The organism is Brevundimonas sp. Bb-A, assembly GCF_009394735.1.
Taxonomy (GTDB): Bacteria; Pseudomonadota; Alphaproteobacteria; order Caulobacterales; family Caulobacteraceae; genus Brevundimonas; species Brevundimonas aurantiaca.
In genome coordinates, this window is the sequence record NZ_CP045456.1 from 2,564,916 (window position 1) to 2,581,603 (window position 16,688).

The following is a 16,688-nucleotide window of genomic DNA, read 5'->3' on the forward strand; positions in this document are numbered from 1 at the left end:
CGCGGCGGGTTCACCGCGCGGCGGTCAGCGTCCCTTCCAGGCTGATCGTGGCGTCGGCGTTCTCGACCACATTCAGGGTCGTCGCCTCGACCTTGCGGTCATGCAGGGCCGCCAGCCAGCCGAAGGCGGCGGTGGTCGACACATTGGTCAGGCTGAACCCCAGCCCCCCCTCGGCCGACATCCCCATCTGGGGCGTCAATCCGGTCGCCGCCTCGACCTCGGCGACGGCGGCGGAGACGTCGACCTCTCCTGTCTTCGCCTCGCCGACGGCCAGGCTCCCCGTCCCGCGCTCGATGGCCGTCAGTTCGGCCTCGGCCGTCGCGCGCGTCCGCGCGGCCTCATCGCGCCAACTCGCCAGCGGCCGAACGATCAGCAACCAGGCCAGGACTGCGGCGATCGCCACGCCCATCACGGTCAGCATGCGCCGTTCGCGCAAGGTGCGGCCGTCCCACCAGGCGGCGGCTTGAGCGATCAGGCCGTTCATTGCATCCCTCCAATGATCACTTCGCTGACCACCCGACCGCCGTCCTCGACCGTGGACTGGTCCGTCATTGACAGCCCAGAGGCGGTCAGGGTCGCGCGGATCGCGTCCAGATCCGAAAAGGCGGGATAGCTGAGCGTCGCCCGCACCCCCTTGCCGGGCCCGGCGCTGAGACTGTCCAGTTCGGCCCCCTCCACCTGTTCGACTGCCGCGAACAAGGCCGCGGAGACCGCCGCCAGCCCGCCCGGCGGCGGCGCGACGTCGATCAACCGACGCGCCTCCTGAACGGGATCGGGGGCGCCGGCCGCCTCCGGCAGCCGGGCCTCGATCAAGGCCAGGGTCTGGCGTTCGGCGTCCCGCGCTGCGGCCTGATCGCGCAAGCCGCCCGCTGCGGTCAGGATGAGGGGCGAGACCAGCAGGGCCGCCGCCAAGGCCGCCGCCAGACGCCAGTCCCCCCGGCCCGGCTCGCGCTTGCGTTCCTGGCCCGACAGCAGATCGACGGCCGGCGCGACGGCGGCGGCGGCCAGCCAGCGCTCAAGGGTCTCGGCGTCCTCGATCCGCACCAGGCGGCGATCGCCGGCGATCAGGTCCACCAGATCGGACTGCACTGTGGCCGCAAAGCCTTCACCCCGCAGGGCCGTATCCCCGCCGAAGGCGGCGGCGACCAGTTCATCGCCCGACGGCGGCGGCGCAAGAAGACAGTCGGGCGTGACCGCGACCGGCCGAACCCCAAGGGCGGCCAGATAGTCGATCCAGGCTTCCAATAGACCCGCGCTGACGGCGGCGACCAGTCGTGGGGCGGTCTCTTCGCCGCGCGCCGCCGGCGCCACGGCCACGACCGTTCTTTCGGGATCGCCGGCCAGTTCGTCCTTCAAGGCCCAGCGCGCAGCGGCCCGCACCTGAGCCGCGCCGCCGACCGGCAGATCCAGCCAGCGCACCAGAACATCAGCGCCCGGCGCCACGGCGACGGTGCGGACATCGGGCGTCGTCTGGGGGTCTTCGAGCAACAGCGACCCGCGCTGCAACACCCGCCCGCCTTCGTCGAAGGTCAGGAAGGGCGCGGGCATGGAGGCGGCCGGCGGGATGATGACGATACGGGTCTGGCTCATTCTTCAGGGGTCCAGCGGCGAATGACGGTGCGCACCGCGCCGTCGGGCGCGGCGTGGATCAAGGCGGTTCGGACGGCGCGACCGCCCGCATAGTCGACGTCGACCGTCAGATCGAAATAGCGCGTGACCAGCGTCACCTGCTCACGGGTCTGATCATCCGGCGAATAGGTTTGCAGGGCCGGCTGCCCCCAGAAGGCGTCCGTAGAGGCCCAGCCCTGGCGCGGTCGGGCGGCGATGGCGGCCCGCGCGCCCTGAACCCCGACCGCGCCCCCGGTCAGCATGGTCAGAAGCGGCGCCTGATCCGGCGTCAAGGTGTTGACGTTCAACTTGGCCGGTTGGGCCGTCGGCAGGGCGCAGACATAGGGTCGAAGCCGATCATAGAGACCGGCGTCGATGTGGGCGACCGCCCGCATCTCGCTGACGTCGGCCAGCATGATTCCGCCGGTCCGGTAGGGCGTGGCGAGGCCGGCGTAACGCGCGTCCTCGGCCCCGCCCGGCGCGGCCTCCGCATCGGCGTCCATCCAGTCGGTCAGGGCGGCGGCGGCGGCGGCCATCCGGGCGCGCGACACGCCCAGGGCGGCCCCCAGGGCGATGAACTGGGCCGCGCCCTCGGGCCGGGCGAACAGATCTTCCCTCTGGCCATAGACCAGCGAGTTCAGGTTGAAACAGGCCTGACCGTCCGTGACGACGGCGCGGATCGTCCCCTCTTCGATCGGGAAGTTCAGCACCCGGCCGTTCCAGCGCGGCTCCAGAGGGGTGCGCAGCGGATCGGCCTTGATCAGGTCGGCGATCTGGCGACGGGCCAGGCTCTCGGCCCCGGCGGCGTACCACTGGGCCTGGGCCTGGACGTCGGCGTTGGTGGTGCGACGCACGGAAAAGCGCACGTCGTCCAACAGGACGACCGCCACGGCGGCCATGACGGCCACTAGCAGCAGGACGGTCAGCAGGGCCATCCCTTCGCGCGACGTCCGCCCCCGCCTCATGCCGATGCGACCAGAAAAAGCTGCTCCAGCCGTCCCACCCCGTCCAGGGTCATGACGATACGAACCGCATCGGGCAGCGGTCGGTCGCTGGAGGTGATGAAGGCCTGGGCTTCCGACCCATCCTGAATAAAGGTCACGGCGGCGTCCTTGACCCCGCGACAGAGGACTTGAGGCGGTCCCGGGCGCGCGCCGTCCAGATAGGGGAAGACCCGCCGCTCCAGACGCCCCTCCACCACCCGATATTCGACCCTCTGCAACGACGCCCGCGGGGCCTGGCCGGGATTGGACCAGCCGTTCCGAACCAGGGTCAGGATCGGATCGCCGGGCTGCTCCTGCCCCATCAGGGCGCGCGGCAGAGGCCGCCCGGTCGGGGCGCGAACGCGGCGCGGCGCAGCCTGGGCCAGGTCGGCCTTCAACAGGGCGCGCATGCGCTGAAGATCGCCGATCCGGTCGGTCTCGGCGCGCAGAGCGAACCGGGTGTCGATCGTCTGGCTCAGCACCAGGGCGCCCGCCCCGGCCAGGAGGGCGAAGATCGCCAGGGCGACCAGCACCTCCACCAGGGTGAAGCCGCCGCGCCTCCCAAGCCTGTGGCCCACGCGCCTCATGCCGCAGCCGCGCGGAACAGAACCCGGTCGGCGACCTGGCCTTCGTCGGTGAAGACGCGAACGTCGATCCGGCCCAGGCCGGGAACCTCGGTTCCCGTCACCACCCGCCGCCAGCGCCAGACGCGGCCCGCCAACTCGACCTGGCCCGAGGTTTCACCGGTCGGCAGGCTGGACGCCAGCATGGCCTCTGCCGCCAAATTTTCAGCGACGACCCCGCCCAGGGTCCGGGCTTCCAGCCGGACCGCCGAGCGTGTCGCCTCTCCCGACAGATTCAACAGGGCCATCGCCGCAAGAGCGAAGACCGCCAACGCCACCAGCATTTCGATCAGGGTGAAGCCGGCGCGGCCCGCCGCTGACGATCGGACAGCCTCAACCATTGATCGACACCTCGCCCGCGCCGTTGATCGAGATGGTGCGGACCTGTTCGTCGCGGCTCAGCCGAACCTGCGCCGGATCGGCGATTCCCGTGGGATCGAAGACGATGCGAACAGGACCGGCGGACGCCGCGACGCCCTCCGCCCAGGTTCGAGGCGTGAAGACGCCGTTCAGCGGCGTCCAGGTCGCCCCGTCGAACTGCGCGAACCGATAGCCGGAGCCGTCCGCCTCGACCGCCACCGGACGGTTGGTCATGATCGCCTCTTCTCGGGCGCGCGCCAGCCGAGCGGCGAACTGTTCGGCCTCCACCCCGACGGCCGGTCGAGGATCGGGCATGGAGAGCACCACCGCCCCAGCCGCCAGCCCGATCACCGCGATCGTGACCATCAGCTCGACCAAGGTGAAGCCGGATTTTCTTTTGGCGCTACCGCTCGCCGCGCGGCGGCGCGCTGCTTGAGCGCATTCTTTGGCGCTACCGCTCGCCGCGCGGCGGCGCGCTGCTTGAGCGCGGTCAGCCCTGCCAGTTGCCGAGGTCCGCATCATTGCCCTCGCCCCCTTCCTTCCCGTCCGCCCCTAGGGAGAAGACGTCGAACGGCTGGCCGTGCGTGCTCTGGCGGCGGTAGCGATAGGGATTGCCCCAAGGATCTTCGGGCAGACGACGCACATAGCCGCCTTGGCGATAGCGTTCCGGCTGGGCCAGGCCGGCCGGCGCCGACACCAGCGCTTGCAGCCCCTGCTGATCGGTGGGGAAGTTCAGATTGTCGAGGCGATAGGTCTCGATCGCCTGTTCCAGAACCGCGATGTCCGCCTTGGCCTTGGCCACCATGGCCCGGTCCTGGCTGGGCAGGACATTGATGGCCACGACCGTCGCCAACAGGCCGATGATGACGATGACCACCATCAGCTCGACCAGGGTGAAACCTTGACGTTTCCGCCGCTTGTTCTGATTTTCTGAAGTCATCACTAAACGCTCCTCACCCCATCGCCAGGGTGTTGATCTGAAGAATGGGCAGCAGGATCGACAGGACGATCAGGGCCACCACCCCGCCCATGACGACGATGATGGCCGGCTCCAGCAGGCTCAGCATCACTGCGGTGAAGGTGGCGAACTCGCGCTCCAGATAGTCGGCGGCGCGCTCCAGCATGGGCTCGAGCCGGCCGCTGCTCTCGCCCGAAGCGGTCATATAGACCAGCAGCGGCGGAAAGACGCCGGCGCGGCGCATGGCGGCCGACAGGCCCCCGCCCTCGCGCACGGCCTCGGCCATCGTCTCCGTCGCGCGTCTCAGGGCCCGGTTCGACACCGTTCGGGCGGTGATCGTCAGCCCCTCCAGCACGGGCAGGCCGGCCTGAATCATGGTCGACAGGGTCCGCGCCATGCGCGCGCCGTGCAGGTCGCGCGTCAGCCGGCCGACGACCGGCAATCTCAACATCGCCTCATCCATGCGCAGACGGGTTGCAGGATGGCGCCGCGCGGCCACGCCCCCGCCGATCAGGGCCGCCAGGATCAGGATCAGCAGCCAGCCCCAGTGCCGCATCAGCGTCGACAGGCCGATCAACATCCGGGTCAACAGCGGCAGGGTCTGGTTCATGCTTTCGAACTGATCGACCACCTTGGGCACGACGAAGGTCATCAGCACCGCGATGACGCCCAACGCTACCACCGCCAAGACGGCGGGATAGACGATCGCCGTGATCACCTTGCCCCGCACCTGCTGGTCGCGTTCCAGCCCGTCAGCCAGCCGTTCCAGAATGGGTTGCAGTGCGCCGGACTGTTCGCCGGCCGAGACCATGGCCCGGTAGAGCGGCGGAAAGGCGCGGCCCTGCACCGACATGGCGTCGGACAACCGCCGCCCCTCCATCACCCCGGCATGAACGCCTTCCAGCACGCGACGCACGGCCGGCCGATCCGCCTGGAGGGCCAACGTCCGAAGCGCCTCCTCGACCGGAGAGACGGAAATCAGCGTCGCCAGCTGCCGGGTCGTCAGGGCCAAGGTCTTCGCCCCCAGACGGACGCCGGCGCCGCCCTGTGCGGGCCGTTCGCCCCGCGACCCGACACGAGCCGGCGTCAGCTCCAACGCCATCAGGCCGCGACGGCTCAACTGTCCCCTCGCCGCCGTCTCGTCCGCCGCCGTCAGGGCGCCGGACACGGTCCGGCCGACCGCATCGACGGCGACATAGTCGAAGCCCGCCATCAGGCCGCCTCCGCCGGGTCGGCCGCCGTTTCCTGGCGAGCCACGCGCACCGCCTCCTCGACCGAGGTGACACCCTCAAGCACCAGGGCCCGCGCCCGATGCCCCAGGGTTCCTGCCCCATCGAAGGCGGCGGCGACCAGAGCGTCCTCGTCCGCCTCAGCGGCGATCAGGCGACGCAGGCGGTTGCCGACCTTCATCACCTCATAAAGGCCGATCCGACCGATATAGCCGGAGCCGCCGCAGTGGCTGCACCCCTGCGGGCGCCAAACCGTGACCCCGGCCTTGGCGCCGATCAGCTTGGCGGTCTTCTTGTCGGCGACCTCGGGGATGCGACAGTGTTCGCACAGACGGCGCACCAGCCGCTGGGCCACGATCAGCCGCAGGGTCGAGGCCAGGAGGAAGGGCTCCACCCCCATGTCGCGCAGACGCGTCACCGCCCCCGCCGCGTCGTTGGTGTGGACGGTGGACAGGACCAGATGGCCGGTCAGGGCGGCCTGGACAGCGATGGCGGCGGTTTCGACGTCGCGGATTTCGCCCACCATGACCACGTCCGGGTCCTGGCGCAGAATGGCCCGCAGGCCCGCAGCGAAGGTCATGCCGACCTTGGTGTTGACTTGGGTCTGGCCGACACCGTCGATGGCGTATTCGACCGGGTCTTCGACTGTCAGTATGTTGCGCGTCTGGTCGTTCAACAGGGCCAGGCCCGCATACAGGCTGGTGGTCTTGCCCGAACCGGTCGGCCCGGTGACCAGGATGATTCCGTTCGGCTCGGCCAGGGCCGCGCGGAAGGCGGCCAGGGCGTCGGGCGCCATGCCCAGGCGGTCCAGGGTCAGGCCCGCCTGATCCTTGTCCAGAATCCGCATCACCACCCGTTCGCCGCCGCGCGACGGCAGGGTCGAGACCCGCACGTCCAGCGTCTTGCCGCCCAGGGCCAACGGAATGCGGCCGTCCTGGGGCACCCGCTTCTCGGCGATGTCCAGCCGCGCCATGACCTTGATCCGCGAGACCAGAAGCGGCGCGATGCGCGGATTCAGGCTCAGGGCCTCGCGCAGCACACCGTCGATCCGCATCCGCACCAGAAGCGCGCTCTCATAGGTCTCCAGATGGATGTCCGAGGCGCCGGTCCGCACCGCCTCGGCGATGATCCCGTTGATCAGTCGGATCACCGGGGCGTCGTCGGCCGTGTCCAGGAGGTCGGCGGCCGCCGGGATGTCGTCGATCAGACTGTCCAGGCCGGCGGGCATGTCCAGATCCTCGCCGTCCGCCGCCGCCAGATGATCGCCCGCATAGATCTCGGACAGCTGCCGGTCGAAGGCGGCTTGGCTCAGGGGCTCAACCGCCAGCGGCCGACCCAGCACCCGCCGCGCCTCGATCAGTCCCTTGGGGTCGGCGCCCTCGCGCAGACCCACCCGCGCCACATCGCCGGCGTCCAGCAGCAGGACGCCGTGCCGTTTGGCGAAGCCGTAGGGCAGGCTTGGGCCGACCAAGGTGATCATGGCGTCAATATCCCGCCGACGGCAGGGGCGCGGCCTCGACCGGGGCCACAGGCGCGGTCACGCCGGTGGGCGCGATCACCATCGGCTCGCCCGTCGCCGGGGCGGCCGGAGCCTGGGTCCGCATATAGTCCCGCACCAGAGCGTCCAGGCTGGGCTCGCGATCCGGCTGAACCGCCTGCTGCTGGTCGCGGATATAGCCCCAACGGTCGGCAGCCAACCCTTGGGCCTCTTCGCGGGTGCGGATGATGGTGGGGCGCAGGAACACCATCAGATTGGTTCGGCCGCGCTGACGGCTGTTCGAGCGGAACAGGGCCCCGACTCCCGGCAGGTCGCCCAGACCGGGGATCTTGTCCGCCTGAATGATGTCGTTCTGGTCCAGCAGCCCCCCGGCCACCGCAATGTCGCCGTCATCGACGACAAGGGTCGTCTGCAGCTCGCGCTTGTCGAACACCAAATCCGTCGTGCTGCTGGTCAGGCCGCCATTGATGGCCGACACCTCCTGACGCAGCGTCAGGGTGATGGAGCCCCCGGCGTTGATCTGAGGTTTGACTGTCAACCGCACCCCGATGTCCTTGCGGTCGGTGGTGGTGAAGGGGTTGGAGTTTCCGTCCAGCAGGGTCTGGCCCGTGGTGATCGGCACCTCCTGTCCGACCAGGAAGGTGGCCTCTTCGTTGTCCAGCGTCATGATGGACGGGGTCTGGAGCAGGTTGGAGCCCTTGTCGGTCTTGGCCGCATTGATGATGAAGCCGAACAGGCCGTCTCCGACCTCGAACCCGCCGCCGCCGACGAAGCCGTTGGCGCCCACCAGACTGTTCAAGGCCAGGGTCTGCAGCTGTTCGCGCAGAGGATCGTCCTCGTCCAGCTGCCCCGCATAGGCGCCGCCGGCCATTTTCACCAGCGGGGTGGCGTTGTCAGTATAGTTGGTCAGGCCGACGCCGTTCTCACCGCCGTACAGCCACTGGACGCCCAGTTCGCGCACGGCGTTGTCGCTCAGCTCGACCACAATGGCCTCGATCAGCACCTGCTGGCGGCGCACGTCCAGGCGACGGATGACGTCGGCCAAGGTGCGCTGCATGTCGGCCGGCCCGGAAATCACCAGGGCGTTGGCGCCGGGGAAGCGGGCGATGGTGGCGCGCTGGCCGGTGGCGGTGACGGAGGACGAGCCGATGGCGCCGCCCTCGGCGTCTCCGCTCCCCAAGCTGGCGGCGGCGCGCGACAGGCCGCTGGAGGCGCTGGTCGTCGATCCGGTCGCGGCGGTGCGCAAGCCCTGGCTCGTGCTGTTGGAGGCCGTCACGGGCTGGCCCACCACCTGTTGCAACACCGGCAGAAGCTGCTCGGCGTTGGCGTGTTCCAGGAAAACGACGTTCACATCCTGGTTCGCCCTCGACCGGCCGTCCAGGTCATGGATCAGGCCGCGCACCCGCGCCAGGGCCTGGCCGTCGCCGCGCAGGACGATGGAGTTGGAGCTTTCGACCGGCGTGACCGTCACCATGCCCTGCCCGCCCCCGGGCGCGGCCATCACCTGTTGCAGCACCCCGGCGATCTCGCGCGCGGAGGCGTTCTCCAGGGCGACCACCTCATAGCTGGACCGATCCACGTCGATCCGGCCGATCAGCGAGCGGATGCGCGCCAGATTGTCCGAGAAATCGGCCACCACCACGCTGTTGGCGCCCGGATTGGCCAGAACCTGGCCCTGAGCCCCGACCAGGGGCCGAATAGTCTCCGCAGCCGAGGCCGCGTCAATGTTGCGCAGTTGGAAGACCTCGGTCGAGAACCGCTCGGCCCCGACGGTGGACGGTCCCTGGGCCGCGCCCTGGGCGGGACTAATCCGATAGGCGCCTGACTGGGTCGGCGTCACCACCAGGCCGTTGGCCCGCAGGGTGGACAAAAAGACTTCAAACAGTTGGGCCCGACCCAGCGGGCGCTCACTGGTCACCGTCACCGTACCGGTCACGGCCGGGTCGACGATGAAGGTGCGGCCGGTGGTGCGGGCCACGTCCTGGATGAAGGCGCGAATGTCGGCGCCCTGGACGTTCAGGGTCTGGCGCGCCTCCTGGGCCAGGACCGGCGAGGCCGCGACCGGCGCCTGAAAAGCCAGAACCAGGGCCAGCGCCCCGACGCCGGAGCGCATCAGCCGGTGGCGCAGAGAGACGGTCATGGTCGCGTCCTTATGGTGGTGGTGCGGGTCTGCCCCCCGCGCTCATACTGGATTTCGGCAGAGGAAGCGTCGGCCAGCTGACTTCTCAGGGCGCCGACCGCTTGAGGGCTGTTCAGGGCCACGCCGTTGACCGACAGAATGACGTCGCCCGCCTGAAGACCCGCGCTGCGAAGCTCCGACCCGTCTCCGGCGGACGAGACGGTCAGGCCTTTGACGCCCAGCCCCTGCAGCCTTGGGCGCAAAGCGGCCTGAGCGATCAGGCGTTGGGGATTGACGACTGCGGCTGCGGCCGCGTTCGAGGCGGGGGAAGCGGCGGGCGGGGTCACGATCTGGGGGGTCGAGGGCGGCGGCGGGGGCGACGCGGCCCCGGCAGGCGCATCCGTAAACTCCAACCGGGTCAGGGACTGGCCCCGCGCCAGGGTCACGAAGTCGGGAGCGACAGACTGCAACACCAGTCCGGGCTCGACCTCCTCTCCGACGCCGACGGAAATCTGACGCCCGTCAGCCAGGCCTATGATGGCCGAGCCGCCGCCCACGCCGCCCGCGCGGACGCCGAACAGACGCATCTGACTGGCCTCCGCGCCCGAGGCGCCGGCCAGGGCCCCCTGCCCTCCGGTGCGGAAGAAGGCGTCAAACCGCGACAGTATGCTGACGTCGACAGGCCTAGCCGCGGCGGCGGCGGCCGGCGCCTCAGCCTGGGGCCTGGGCGCGGCGAACAGCCAGATCAGACGGCCGGCCTGCACCAGCAGCAGGGCGATCAGAAGGAGTTCCACGAGGCGGCGCAGCGGCAGACGACGCCCCCTGTCCAGGGCGGCGGAGAGGCTGAGGTTGCGGATGTCAGCAATCACGACGCCAAGCCCGTGCCGGCCCCCGACGGCCGCGAATGGCGTGTAGAACAATCGTCCGTATGCGGGCCTCACCGAAGTGTGAAGACGCGGATAACTTCTCGTGACAGTTCCACTGTGTACGGACATTTAGATCGAAACGGCCGGGAGGCGTTCGCCTCCCGGCCGTCGATGGCTTGCGGTTCTGACAGATCAGAAGCGCGCGGTCAGGCTCACCGAGGCGCTCTGACCCAGGTCATAGTTGTTGACCCGGATCTTGGCGCCCCGCTCCTGGTACTCGTCGAAGTCGGTTCCCAGCAGGTTCCGCAGTTCCAGGGCGAAGCCGATGTCGCGGTCCATGACGGTGAAGTCCTTGCGATACACGAAGTCGAGGAAGACGCCCGGCTCCTGGATGAAGTCCGGTTCGCGGCTCGAACCGATGCCGGCGCCGCGGGCGGTGATGCGATCGCTGACATAGTTGAGGATGATCGTCGCCTGCGACCGGGCCGTATCGTCTTCCCAACCCAGTTGCAGATTGGCGACGTGATCCGACTGGCCTTGCAGACGGCTGCCGTCCTGAATGAAGAAGGAAGCCTGTTCCGGCGTACCGGCGCCGCCCAGGGTCAGCACCGTATCGCCCGAGCTCACCTTCACCTCAGAGTCGGAGTAGGTGTAATTGGCCTGGACCAACCAACGCTTGTTGGCGATGAAGGCCATGGGCTGGTCGGGGAACTCGAAATACTTCTTCACCTCGACCTCGGCGCCCATGATGGTCGCCTTGGGCGCGTTCAGGAAGGACTGCTGGCGCTGGTTGCCGACGTCGACGATGACGGATTCAACCGGCTTGTCCATGTCCTTGTAGAAGACGCCGGCCGTGATGAACTGCTGGCGGGCAAAGTACCATTCATACCGCGCGTCGAGGTTCAGCAGTTCGGTGTCCACCAGGTAGGGGTTGCCGATGAAGATGCGGTCGCTTTCCGGATCGGTATAGGCCTGGGGGGCCAGTTCGCGGAACTGCGGGCGACCGATCGTCTTGGACGCGCCGAACCGCAGTTGCTGATCCTCAGCGAAGTTCCACGTGGCCGTGAAGGAGGGCAGCCAATACTGTTCCTCGATTTCGGTGGCCTTATAGGTCGAGGCGCCGCCGAAAACGTCGCGCGGGGTGACGCTCTGTTGGCCGTCCTCGAAGCGGACGCCTACCGTCGTGCGAACCAGCGGGATGATCTCCGCATCAATCATCGCATAGGCCGCATTGACCTGAAGCTCGGCGTCATAGGCGCTGGCGCCGTTGCTGCCGGCGATTTCACGCAGCTGCAGCGTGTTCGGATTGATGTTGTAGTCCGAGAACAGATAATCGACCCGCGCGTGACGCTGACTGTCGGTCAGTCCGTTGACGGCTTCGAACTGCAGATCGTGGCGGGCGGCTTCGCGATTGTTGTCGAACGAGGCCACGCCGGCGCTGATGATCGCCTCGCGGATCGAGGACAGCGGCAGGGTGTAGGCCACATCCACGCCGCCCGAGACGATGTCGTCGTCCAGTTCGCTGAACGAGATCAGATTGCCCTGGACGTTGTGGATGTAGTCGCCGGCGGCGTCCACGCCGTATTGGAACCGCGTTTCATAAGGCGCGTCCCGCGACGTCTTGGCGTAGGCGGCCCGCCAGTCGATCTCCAGTGCGCCGTCCATGAACTGGTGTTCGCCGGCCAGTTGGCTGGTGAACAGCTGGCGCACGAACCATTCCGTATAGTCGTTGCGTATGATGCTTTTACCAGCGTCGAAGTCCGGGCCGGCGACCGAACGGGCTTCCTTGGTGGTGTTGCGAACGTACAGGTTGGTCCACTTCAGCTCATGATCGATCGTCTTCAGCGACAGGCCGCCGAGCAGGTTCAACCGGATGTCGTTCTGATTCGATTCGACGTCACTGGAGGAAGCGACCTCCAGGGCGTCCCCCTGGAACTGACCTTCCTGCTGAACTCCCCGGCGTGCACGCCAGCTGTTGTCGTAGCCGGCGACCGCGATAAGGCCCAGCGTCCCCAGGCCGGTGTCCTGCGAGAACCCGCCGGCCAGCTCGACGCCGCCGTCGATCGGGGTCTTCTCGCGTTGCAGCAGGCGCAGCGGGGCGTTCTCCAACGACTGCCCCATGACCTGAAGCTGGGCGGCCGAGAAGTTGGCGGTGTTGATCTGCTTGCCTTGGTCGAAGGCGATGCGGATGGCGCCAGGGACGTCGCGGGTGTCGTCGTCGAAGCCGGTGAAGTCGGTGCGCGACCCGTAATAGATCAGGCTCTCCTTGCCGGTCGTTTCCGTGTTGCCGCCCAGCGACAGCTTCATGTTGAAGAAGGGCTCGTTCGGGGCGTCGATGGTGTGCAGATCGATCACACCGCCGCCGAACTCGCCGGGGAAGTTGGGCGAATAGGTCTTCTGGACCGTCACCCCGTCCAGAATGCTGGAGGGGAACAGGTCCAGGGGCACGACCCGTTGCAGCGGCTCGGGGCTGGGCAGGGGCGAACCGTTCAGCAGGGCCGACGAATAGCGCTCGCCCAGGCCGCGGACGTAGATGAACCGGCCCTCGACGATCGACAGGCCGGTGACGCGGGTCAGGGCGGCGGCGGCGTTGCTGTCGCCGGTGCGTTCCAGGTCTTCCGAGGTCAGGAAGGCGGCGACTTCGGAGCTTTCACGGTTGGGCTCGGGAATGTAGCGACCCAGGACGACGATTTCGCCGACGTCGGTCGCCTGTTCCTCGACCTGCTCGGCCGGGGTCTGCGTGGTCGGAGCCGTCTGGGCGAACGCCAGACCAGGCGCGATCAGCGCGCTGGTGGCGAGAAGGACCCCGCTCAGGGTCAGAGTAAGTCTATTCATGGTCTGCGCCTTGAAGGGGTCAGGAAACGCGAAGAACCGGCGGCGACCTTTCAAAGGCCGCCGCCGGCGCCGTCGTGATCAGCAGGGAGAGCCGGCCGTCAGGCCGCAGGTCCAACCCTGCCACCAGGTGTCCTGGGCGTTCCGCACAGCGCCGATGTAGTTCACGCTGTCGAAGAAGCTGTAGACCGTCTTCGGATCGATCGCCGTCACGGCGTTTTCGTTGGCGCCGTTGATGAAGGCCAGGTTCTGGTTGGCGATGGTCGTGCCGGAAGCCGGGGCCGTCAGGGTCGAAGTTCCCGCCGCCGTCACATTGGTGTTGCGGGCGTTGGTGAACACCGCCGTCGAGCGGGCGACGTTGGCCGGACGATAAGAGACCGAGCAGGACATGTAGATCGAGCGCAGCGAAGGCGAGGCATTGCCGTCGAAGCTGGTCTGGGTGTCGGCATCCTCAATATCGAAGCAGCCGGCGACCGAACCTGTCGTCGAGGTGGCGACGATGTTCATGAGCGTCGGCTGGGTGCCGGTGTCGAAGTGCATGACCGTGTGGACGTCACTGGCGGCGTTGCGGCCGACTAAAGTCCAGTTGGCGATCTTGGGTTGCGACAAATAACGCGCCGCATAGGCAGTGGTTTTGGGCGCCGAAGAGAATTCAAAGCCGGCCGACCGGCTGGTCGAGTTCGGCGCGCGCTGGGTCACGATGCCGAACTGGGCGCCGCCGCGCCAGCCGGTGTCGGTGTCCAGACCGTCGTCGTCGGCGCCGTTGATGACGATGTGCTTCAGGTTGGCATTGCCGCCGAAGATCTCGATGCCGTCGTCCGAGCTGTTGTACGACTGGATATATTCCAGGGTCGTGCCCGAGCCGACGCCGGCCAGGGTCAGGGCCTGGAGCTCGTTGCCGGTCGAGATTTCAAAGCCGGAATATTTGATCTGAACGTAGCGCAGACGGCCAGAGTTGTCGGTCGCCGTATTGCCGCCGTAGAAGGCGTTGGTGCCCTCGACCTGGCCGGTGCAGGTGACCGGCGCCGTCAGCTGGCAGTTGGCCTGGGGCGCGCGGCCGGCCAGGACGATCCCGCCCCACTGACCTTGCGAGGTCGCCGTGGCCGTGCCCTCGACGTCCTGGCGGCTGGTGAAGATGATCGGCTTGGTGGAGGTGCCCTCGGCGTAGATTTGTGAGCCGCGGTTGACCAGCAGATAGTCACCGCCGCTGGAGGCGAAGATCTTGACGCCCGGTTCGATGGTCAGGATGCCCTGCGTGCCCGTGGTCGAGGCGGGATCGATGCCGCGGTCGGTGCCCACCTCGGTGCGGCCGCTGATCGAATAGATGGTGCCGGCGCGGACGGCCAGGCTGAGGTTGCCCAGAATCTGCTGCGGCAGTTGGCAAACGCGCAGCGAGCCGTTGGCGATGGTGCCGACATTGGCCAGGCCGGTCGGGCAATCCGCAGCGGGCGTGCCGGGGGCCGGCGTGTTGCCGCCACCGTTGTTGCCGCCGTTGTTGCCGCCGTTGCCGAAGTTGCCTTCGCCGGGCGAAGCCACTTCCGCCGAGCCGCAGGCGGCGAGCGCGAGGGCGCTGGCCGCCGTCACGAGCAGGGTTTTCATCTGAAGGCCGGTCATCGTCAGTCCACCGTGTCTGGTCAAAGAGCTATGACAGGGGGCGCCCGAGCCCATGCCCGGCCGCAAAGACGTGATCGCCCCTCCTGCCCGAGTGGAGTCATTAGGGATGCTGTGTGAAGGCGCATGCGCTGTTGCGTGAAGCTTCAGCGGAGCTTTTGCTGCGGATTGCGATCCATTTTACGACAAACGATCTGCCTTCGGATCACTGGCTCTCGTCCAAGGCCCTGCGGCGGCGCGCCTTCTTCGGTCTGGCCTTGACCCAATCTGGAAATCTATCTTAGGTTGCAACGTGTCGCGCGATCCCGAAATAAAATCCGGACCTCCACGTCCCGCGCAAGACCGGCGCGCCGCCGACCCAGGGCGGCGACGCGGGTCGATCATCTTGGCTGGCGCCGTCGGCGCCTTCATCTGGCTGACGATCGCCGGCGCGGCCTGGCTGGCGGCGCGGGCCCTCGGTTGATCAGTCGCCGTTCCACCACGTCAGGCTGACGGGGAACCGGCGATCGCCCACCTGAACGGCCCCGCTCATAACCGGCGTCTGGTCGCCCAGATTGCGTCTGGCGGTCGCCAGGGCGCCCTGGTCGATCCGCAGATCCAGACGCACCGCCTCTCCGCGCGCAGCGGTTCCCGTCATCCGCAGCCTATCGTCCGTGATCTCATAGGCCTGCAGCGACACCGGCGGCGAGCCGTCCGAGCCGGCGAGGGTCAGGATCAAAGGCGCGCCCGCCCGCGATCCCCGCTCCCACGCTTCAAAAGCCGCGATCTGGCCGACGAACAGCCCGGCCAACTCCCCCGGTGCAGCCCCGCCCCCAACCGGCCGATACTGGCCCGAGACGTCGCCGCTCAGATGGTGACGGAAGGCCGCCTCAACCGGCGCCCGCTCTGCGGTCTCCGTCCCCCGACGCACTCCGCCCTCCCGGCCTTCGCACGCCGCCAGGGCTGCAATACAGAGAAGAATCCCGCCCAGGCGCCGCATCAGCGATCCAACGACCGGTCCAGAGCCCGGAATCCGGCGATGGCCAGTTCGGTCGAGGCGGCGAAGACCTCCGGCTTGATCCGCTCGAAGTCGTCGCTGGGGCGATGATAGTCGGGGTGATAATCGACGCCCATATAGAGGAAGGGAACCCCGGCCTCATGGAAGGGGGCGTGATCGGAGGCGTCCACCCAATTGTCCTCTCCCTCGTCCTGCGGCGTGTCCTTGCCGAAGGCGAGGCGGACCGGCCCTACCGGGGCGATCGGCTCCAGGATCGGGCGTAGACTCGGATTCTGATAGGTCCCCGTGACCCATAGCCGCCCATCGGTCTCGGCCCGCGCCGTCATGTCGAAGTTCAGGTTCAGGGCGACGGCGGACAGGGGCATGGGGGGGGCCTTGACGAGCTCTTTCGCCCCCAGAAGCCCGCGCTCTTCCCCGTCGAAGAAGACGAGCAGAACGCTGTGCTCCGGCGCCTCGGCCTTCAGCCGCTTGGCCAGCTCCAGGGCGGTGGCGACGCCGGAGGCGTTGTCGTCGGCGCCGTTGTAGATTCGACCGCCGTGGACGCCGACGTGATCATAGTGGGCCGACACGACGATATAGCGGTCGCTGACCCGGCGGCCGGGGATCAGCCCCAGAATATTGACGCCGCGATAGGTCGTCGGCCCGTTGGGCGAGTCGCCCATGGCTTCGAACGGCTGCAGCCGCCCGAACGGCGCCGGCGCCACGTCCAGGGCCTCCAGCCGCGACACGAGATAGGCCCTGGCCCGCTCTCCGCCAGTCGAGCCGGTGTCGCGCCCCTCCATCTCTTCCGACGACAGGATCCGCACGTCCGCCAACAGCTGATCATAGACGGAGGCGAGCGGGGCGACCGGCTGGCCGGCCGGCGTCGCGGTCGGCGTGACACAGCCGGCCGCCCCAAGCGCGAGGCCCGCCGTCATGAGGGCGCTGACGAAAGAACGGACGGTCGGCATGGGCGGCTCCACGGGGTCGATACGGCAACTTAGCGCGGCGCTGCGGCGCCGTCA

15 protein-coding genes are annotated in these 16,688 nt (G+C 68.3%); all 15 read right to left on the reverse strand.

Annotated features, from left to right (window positions below; genetic code table 11):
• Positions 1-10: 10 nt before the first annotated feature.
• The 15 genes from gspM to BSP_RS12660 all read right to left on the reverse strand — a co-directional run bounded on the left by gspM (position 11) and on the right by BSP_RS12660 (position 16,634).
• Entirely contained in the window at positions 11-484 is a 474-nt protein-coding gene (gspM, locus tag BSP_RS12590) for a type II secretion system protein GspM (RefSeq protein WP_054766039.1), read from the reverse strand.
• Complete coding sequence (gspL, locus tag BSP_RS12595; protein WP_152950557.1) at positions 481-1,590, reverse strand: type II secretion system protein GspL; 1,110 nt, start codon at positions 1,588-1,590, stop codon at positions 481-483. Before gspL ends, gspM begins: the two co-directional genes overlap by 4 nt.
• Complete coding sequence (gspK, locus tag BSP_RS12600; RefSeq protein WP_255478918.1) at positions 1,587-2,543, reverse strand: type II secretion system minor pseudopilin GspK; 957 nt, start codon at positions 2,541-2,543, stop codon at positions 1,587-1,589. The genes gspL and gspK overlap by 4 nt, the downstream gene beginning before the upstream one ends.
• 26 nt (positions 2,544-2,569) lie before the next feature.
• Entirely contained in the window at positions 2,570-3,169 is a 600-nt protein-coding gene (gene gspJ, locus BSP_RS12605; protein WP_224760955.1) for a type II secretion system minor pseudopilin GspJ, read from the reverse strand.
• A gap of 5 nt (positions 3,170-3,174) precedes the next feature.
• Positions 3,175-3,555, reverse strand: coding sequence for a type II secretion system minor pseudopilin GspI (gspI, locus tag BSP_RS12610; protein ID WP_152950560.1), 381 nt, complete (start codon positions 3,553-3,555; stop codon positions 3,175-3,177).
• Entirely contained in the window at positions 3,548-4,096 is a 549-nt protein-coding gene (locus tag BSP_RS12615) for a GspH/FimT family pseudopilin (protein WP_370513359.1), read from the reverse strand. The genes gspI and BSP_RS12615 overlap by 8 nt, the downstream gene beginning before the upstream one ends.
• Positions 4,065-4,514 (reverse strand): type II secretion system major pseudopilin GspG, encoded by a 450-nt coding sequence (gene gspG / locus BSP_RS12620; protein ID WP_054766045.1) that lies wholly within the window; start codon positions 4,512-4,514, stop codon positions 4,065-4,067. The genes BSP_RS12615 and gspG overlap by 32 nt, the downstream gene beginning before the upstream one ends.
• A gap of 13 nt (positions 4,515-4,527) precedes the next feature.
• Entirely contained in the window at positions 4,528-5,745 is a 1,218-nt protein-coding gene (gene gspF, locus BSP_RS12625) for a type II secretion system inner membrane protein GspF (protein ID WP_152950561.1), read from the reverse strand.
• The gene (gspE, locus tag BSP_RS12630; RefSeq protein ID WP_152950562.1) at positions 5,745-7,241 is read right to left on the reverse strand and encodes a type II secretion system ATPase GspE; all 1,497 of its coding nucleotides are present in this window, start codon (positions 7,239-7,241) and stop codon (positions 5,745-5,747) included. The genes gspF and gspE overlap by 1 nt, the downstream gene beginning before the upstream one ends.
• Before the next feature lie 4 nt (positions 7,242-7,245).
• Positions 7,246-9,399 carry a type II secretion system secretin GspD gene (gene gspD, locus BSP_RS12635; protein WP_054766048.1) on the reverse strand — a complete coding sequence of 718 codons (2,154 nt, stop codon included), beginning with the start codon at positions 9,397-9,399 and terminating at the stop codon, positions 7,246-7,248.
• A complete protein-coding gene (locus BSP_RS12640) occupies positions 9,396-10,247 on the reverse strand; it encodes a type II secretion system protein N (RefSeq protein ID WP_054766979.1) in 852 nt (283 codons plus the stop codon). Before BSP_RS12640 ends, gspD begins: the two co-directional genes overlap by 4 nt.
• A 189-nt stretch (positions 10,248-10,436) precedes the next feature.
• On the reverse strand, positions 10,437-13,079 hold the full coding sequence (locus BSP_RS12645) for a TonB-dependent receptor domain-containing protein (RefSeq protein WP_054766980.1): 2,643 nt from the start codon (positions 13,077-13,079) through the stop codon (positions 10,437-10,439).
• A gap of 78 nt (positions 13,080-13,157) precedes the next feature.
• The gene (locus tag BSP_RS12650) at positions 13,158-14,675 is read right to left on the reverse strand and encodes a hypothetical protein (protein ID WP_227975963.1); all 1,518 of its coding nucleotides are present in this window, start codon (positions 14,673-14,675) and stop codon (positions 13,158-13,160) included.
• Positions 14,676-15,150: 475 nt separating this feature from the next.
• Entirely contained in the window at positions 15,151-15,666 is a 516-nt protein-coding gene (locus tag BSP_RS12655) for a hypothetical protein (RefSeq protein WP_054766050.1), read from the reverse strand.
• Positions 15,666-16,634 (reverse strand): M20/M25/M40 family metallo-hydrolase, encoded by a 969-nt coding sequence (locus BSP_RS12660; protein ID WP_152950563.1) that lies wholly within the window; start codon positions 16,632-16,634, stop codon positions 15,666-15,668. Before BSP_RS12660 ends, BSP_RS12655 begins: the two co-directional genes overlap by 1 nt.
• Positions 16,635-16,688 lie beyond the last annotated feature (54 nt).

Bases quoted from the DNA above. Each gene is read 5' to 3' on its own strand.
- gspG (WP_054766045.1), bottom strand. From the start codon at position 4,514: ATGACTTCAGAAAATCAGAACAAGCGGCGGAAACGTCAAGGTTTCACC.
- BSP_RS12655 (WP_054766050.1), bottom strand. From the start codon at position 15,666: ATGCGGCGCCTGGGCGGGATTCTTCTCTGTATTGCAGCCCTGGCGGCG.
- gspM (WP_054766039.1), bottom strand. From the start codon at position 484: ATGAACGGCCTGATCGCTCAAGCCGCCGCCTGGTGGGACGGCCGCACC.
- BSP_RS12615 (WP_370513359.1), bottom strand. From the start codon at position 4,096: ATGATGCGGACCTCGGCAACTGGCAGGGCTGACCGCGCTCAAGCAGCG.
- BSP_RS12645 (WP_054766980.1), bottom strand. From the start codon at position 13,079: ATGAATAGACTTACTCTGACCCTGAGCGGGGTCCTTCTCGCCACCAGC.
- gspE (WP_152950562.1), bottom strand. From the start codon at position 7,241: ATGATCACCTTGGTCGGCCCAAGCCTGCCCTACGGCTTCGCCAAACGG.
- gspF (WP_152950561.1), bottom strand. From the start codon at position 5,745: ATGGCGGGCTTCGACTATGTCGCCGTCGATGCGGTCGGCCGGACCGTG.
- gspD (WP_054766048.1), bottom strand. From the start codon at position 9,399: ATGACCGTCTCTCTGCGCCACCGGCTGATGCGCTCCGGCGTCGGGGCG.
- BSP_RS12660 (WP_152950563.1), bottom strand. From the start codon at position 16,634: ATGCCGACCGTCCGTTCTTTCGTCAGCGCCCTCATGACGGCGGGCCTC.
- gspL (WP_152950557.1), bottom strand. From the start codon at position 1,590: ATGAGCCAGACCCGTATCGTCATCATCCCGCCGGCCGCCTCCATGCCC.
- gspK (WP_255478918.1), bottom strand. From the start codon at position 2,543: ATGGCCCTGCTGACCGTCCTGCTGCTAGTGGCCGTCATGGCCGCCGTG.
- gspI (WP_152950560.1), bottom strand. From the start codon at position 3,555: ATGGTTGAGGCTGTCCGATCGTCAGCGGCGGGCCGCGCCGGCTTCACC.
- BSP_RS12650 (WP_227975963.1), bottom strand. From the start codon at position 14,675: ATGAAAACCCTGCTCGTGACGGCGGCCAGCGCCCTCGCGCTCGCCGCC.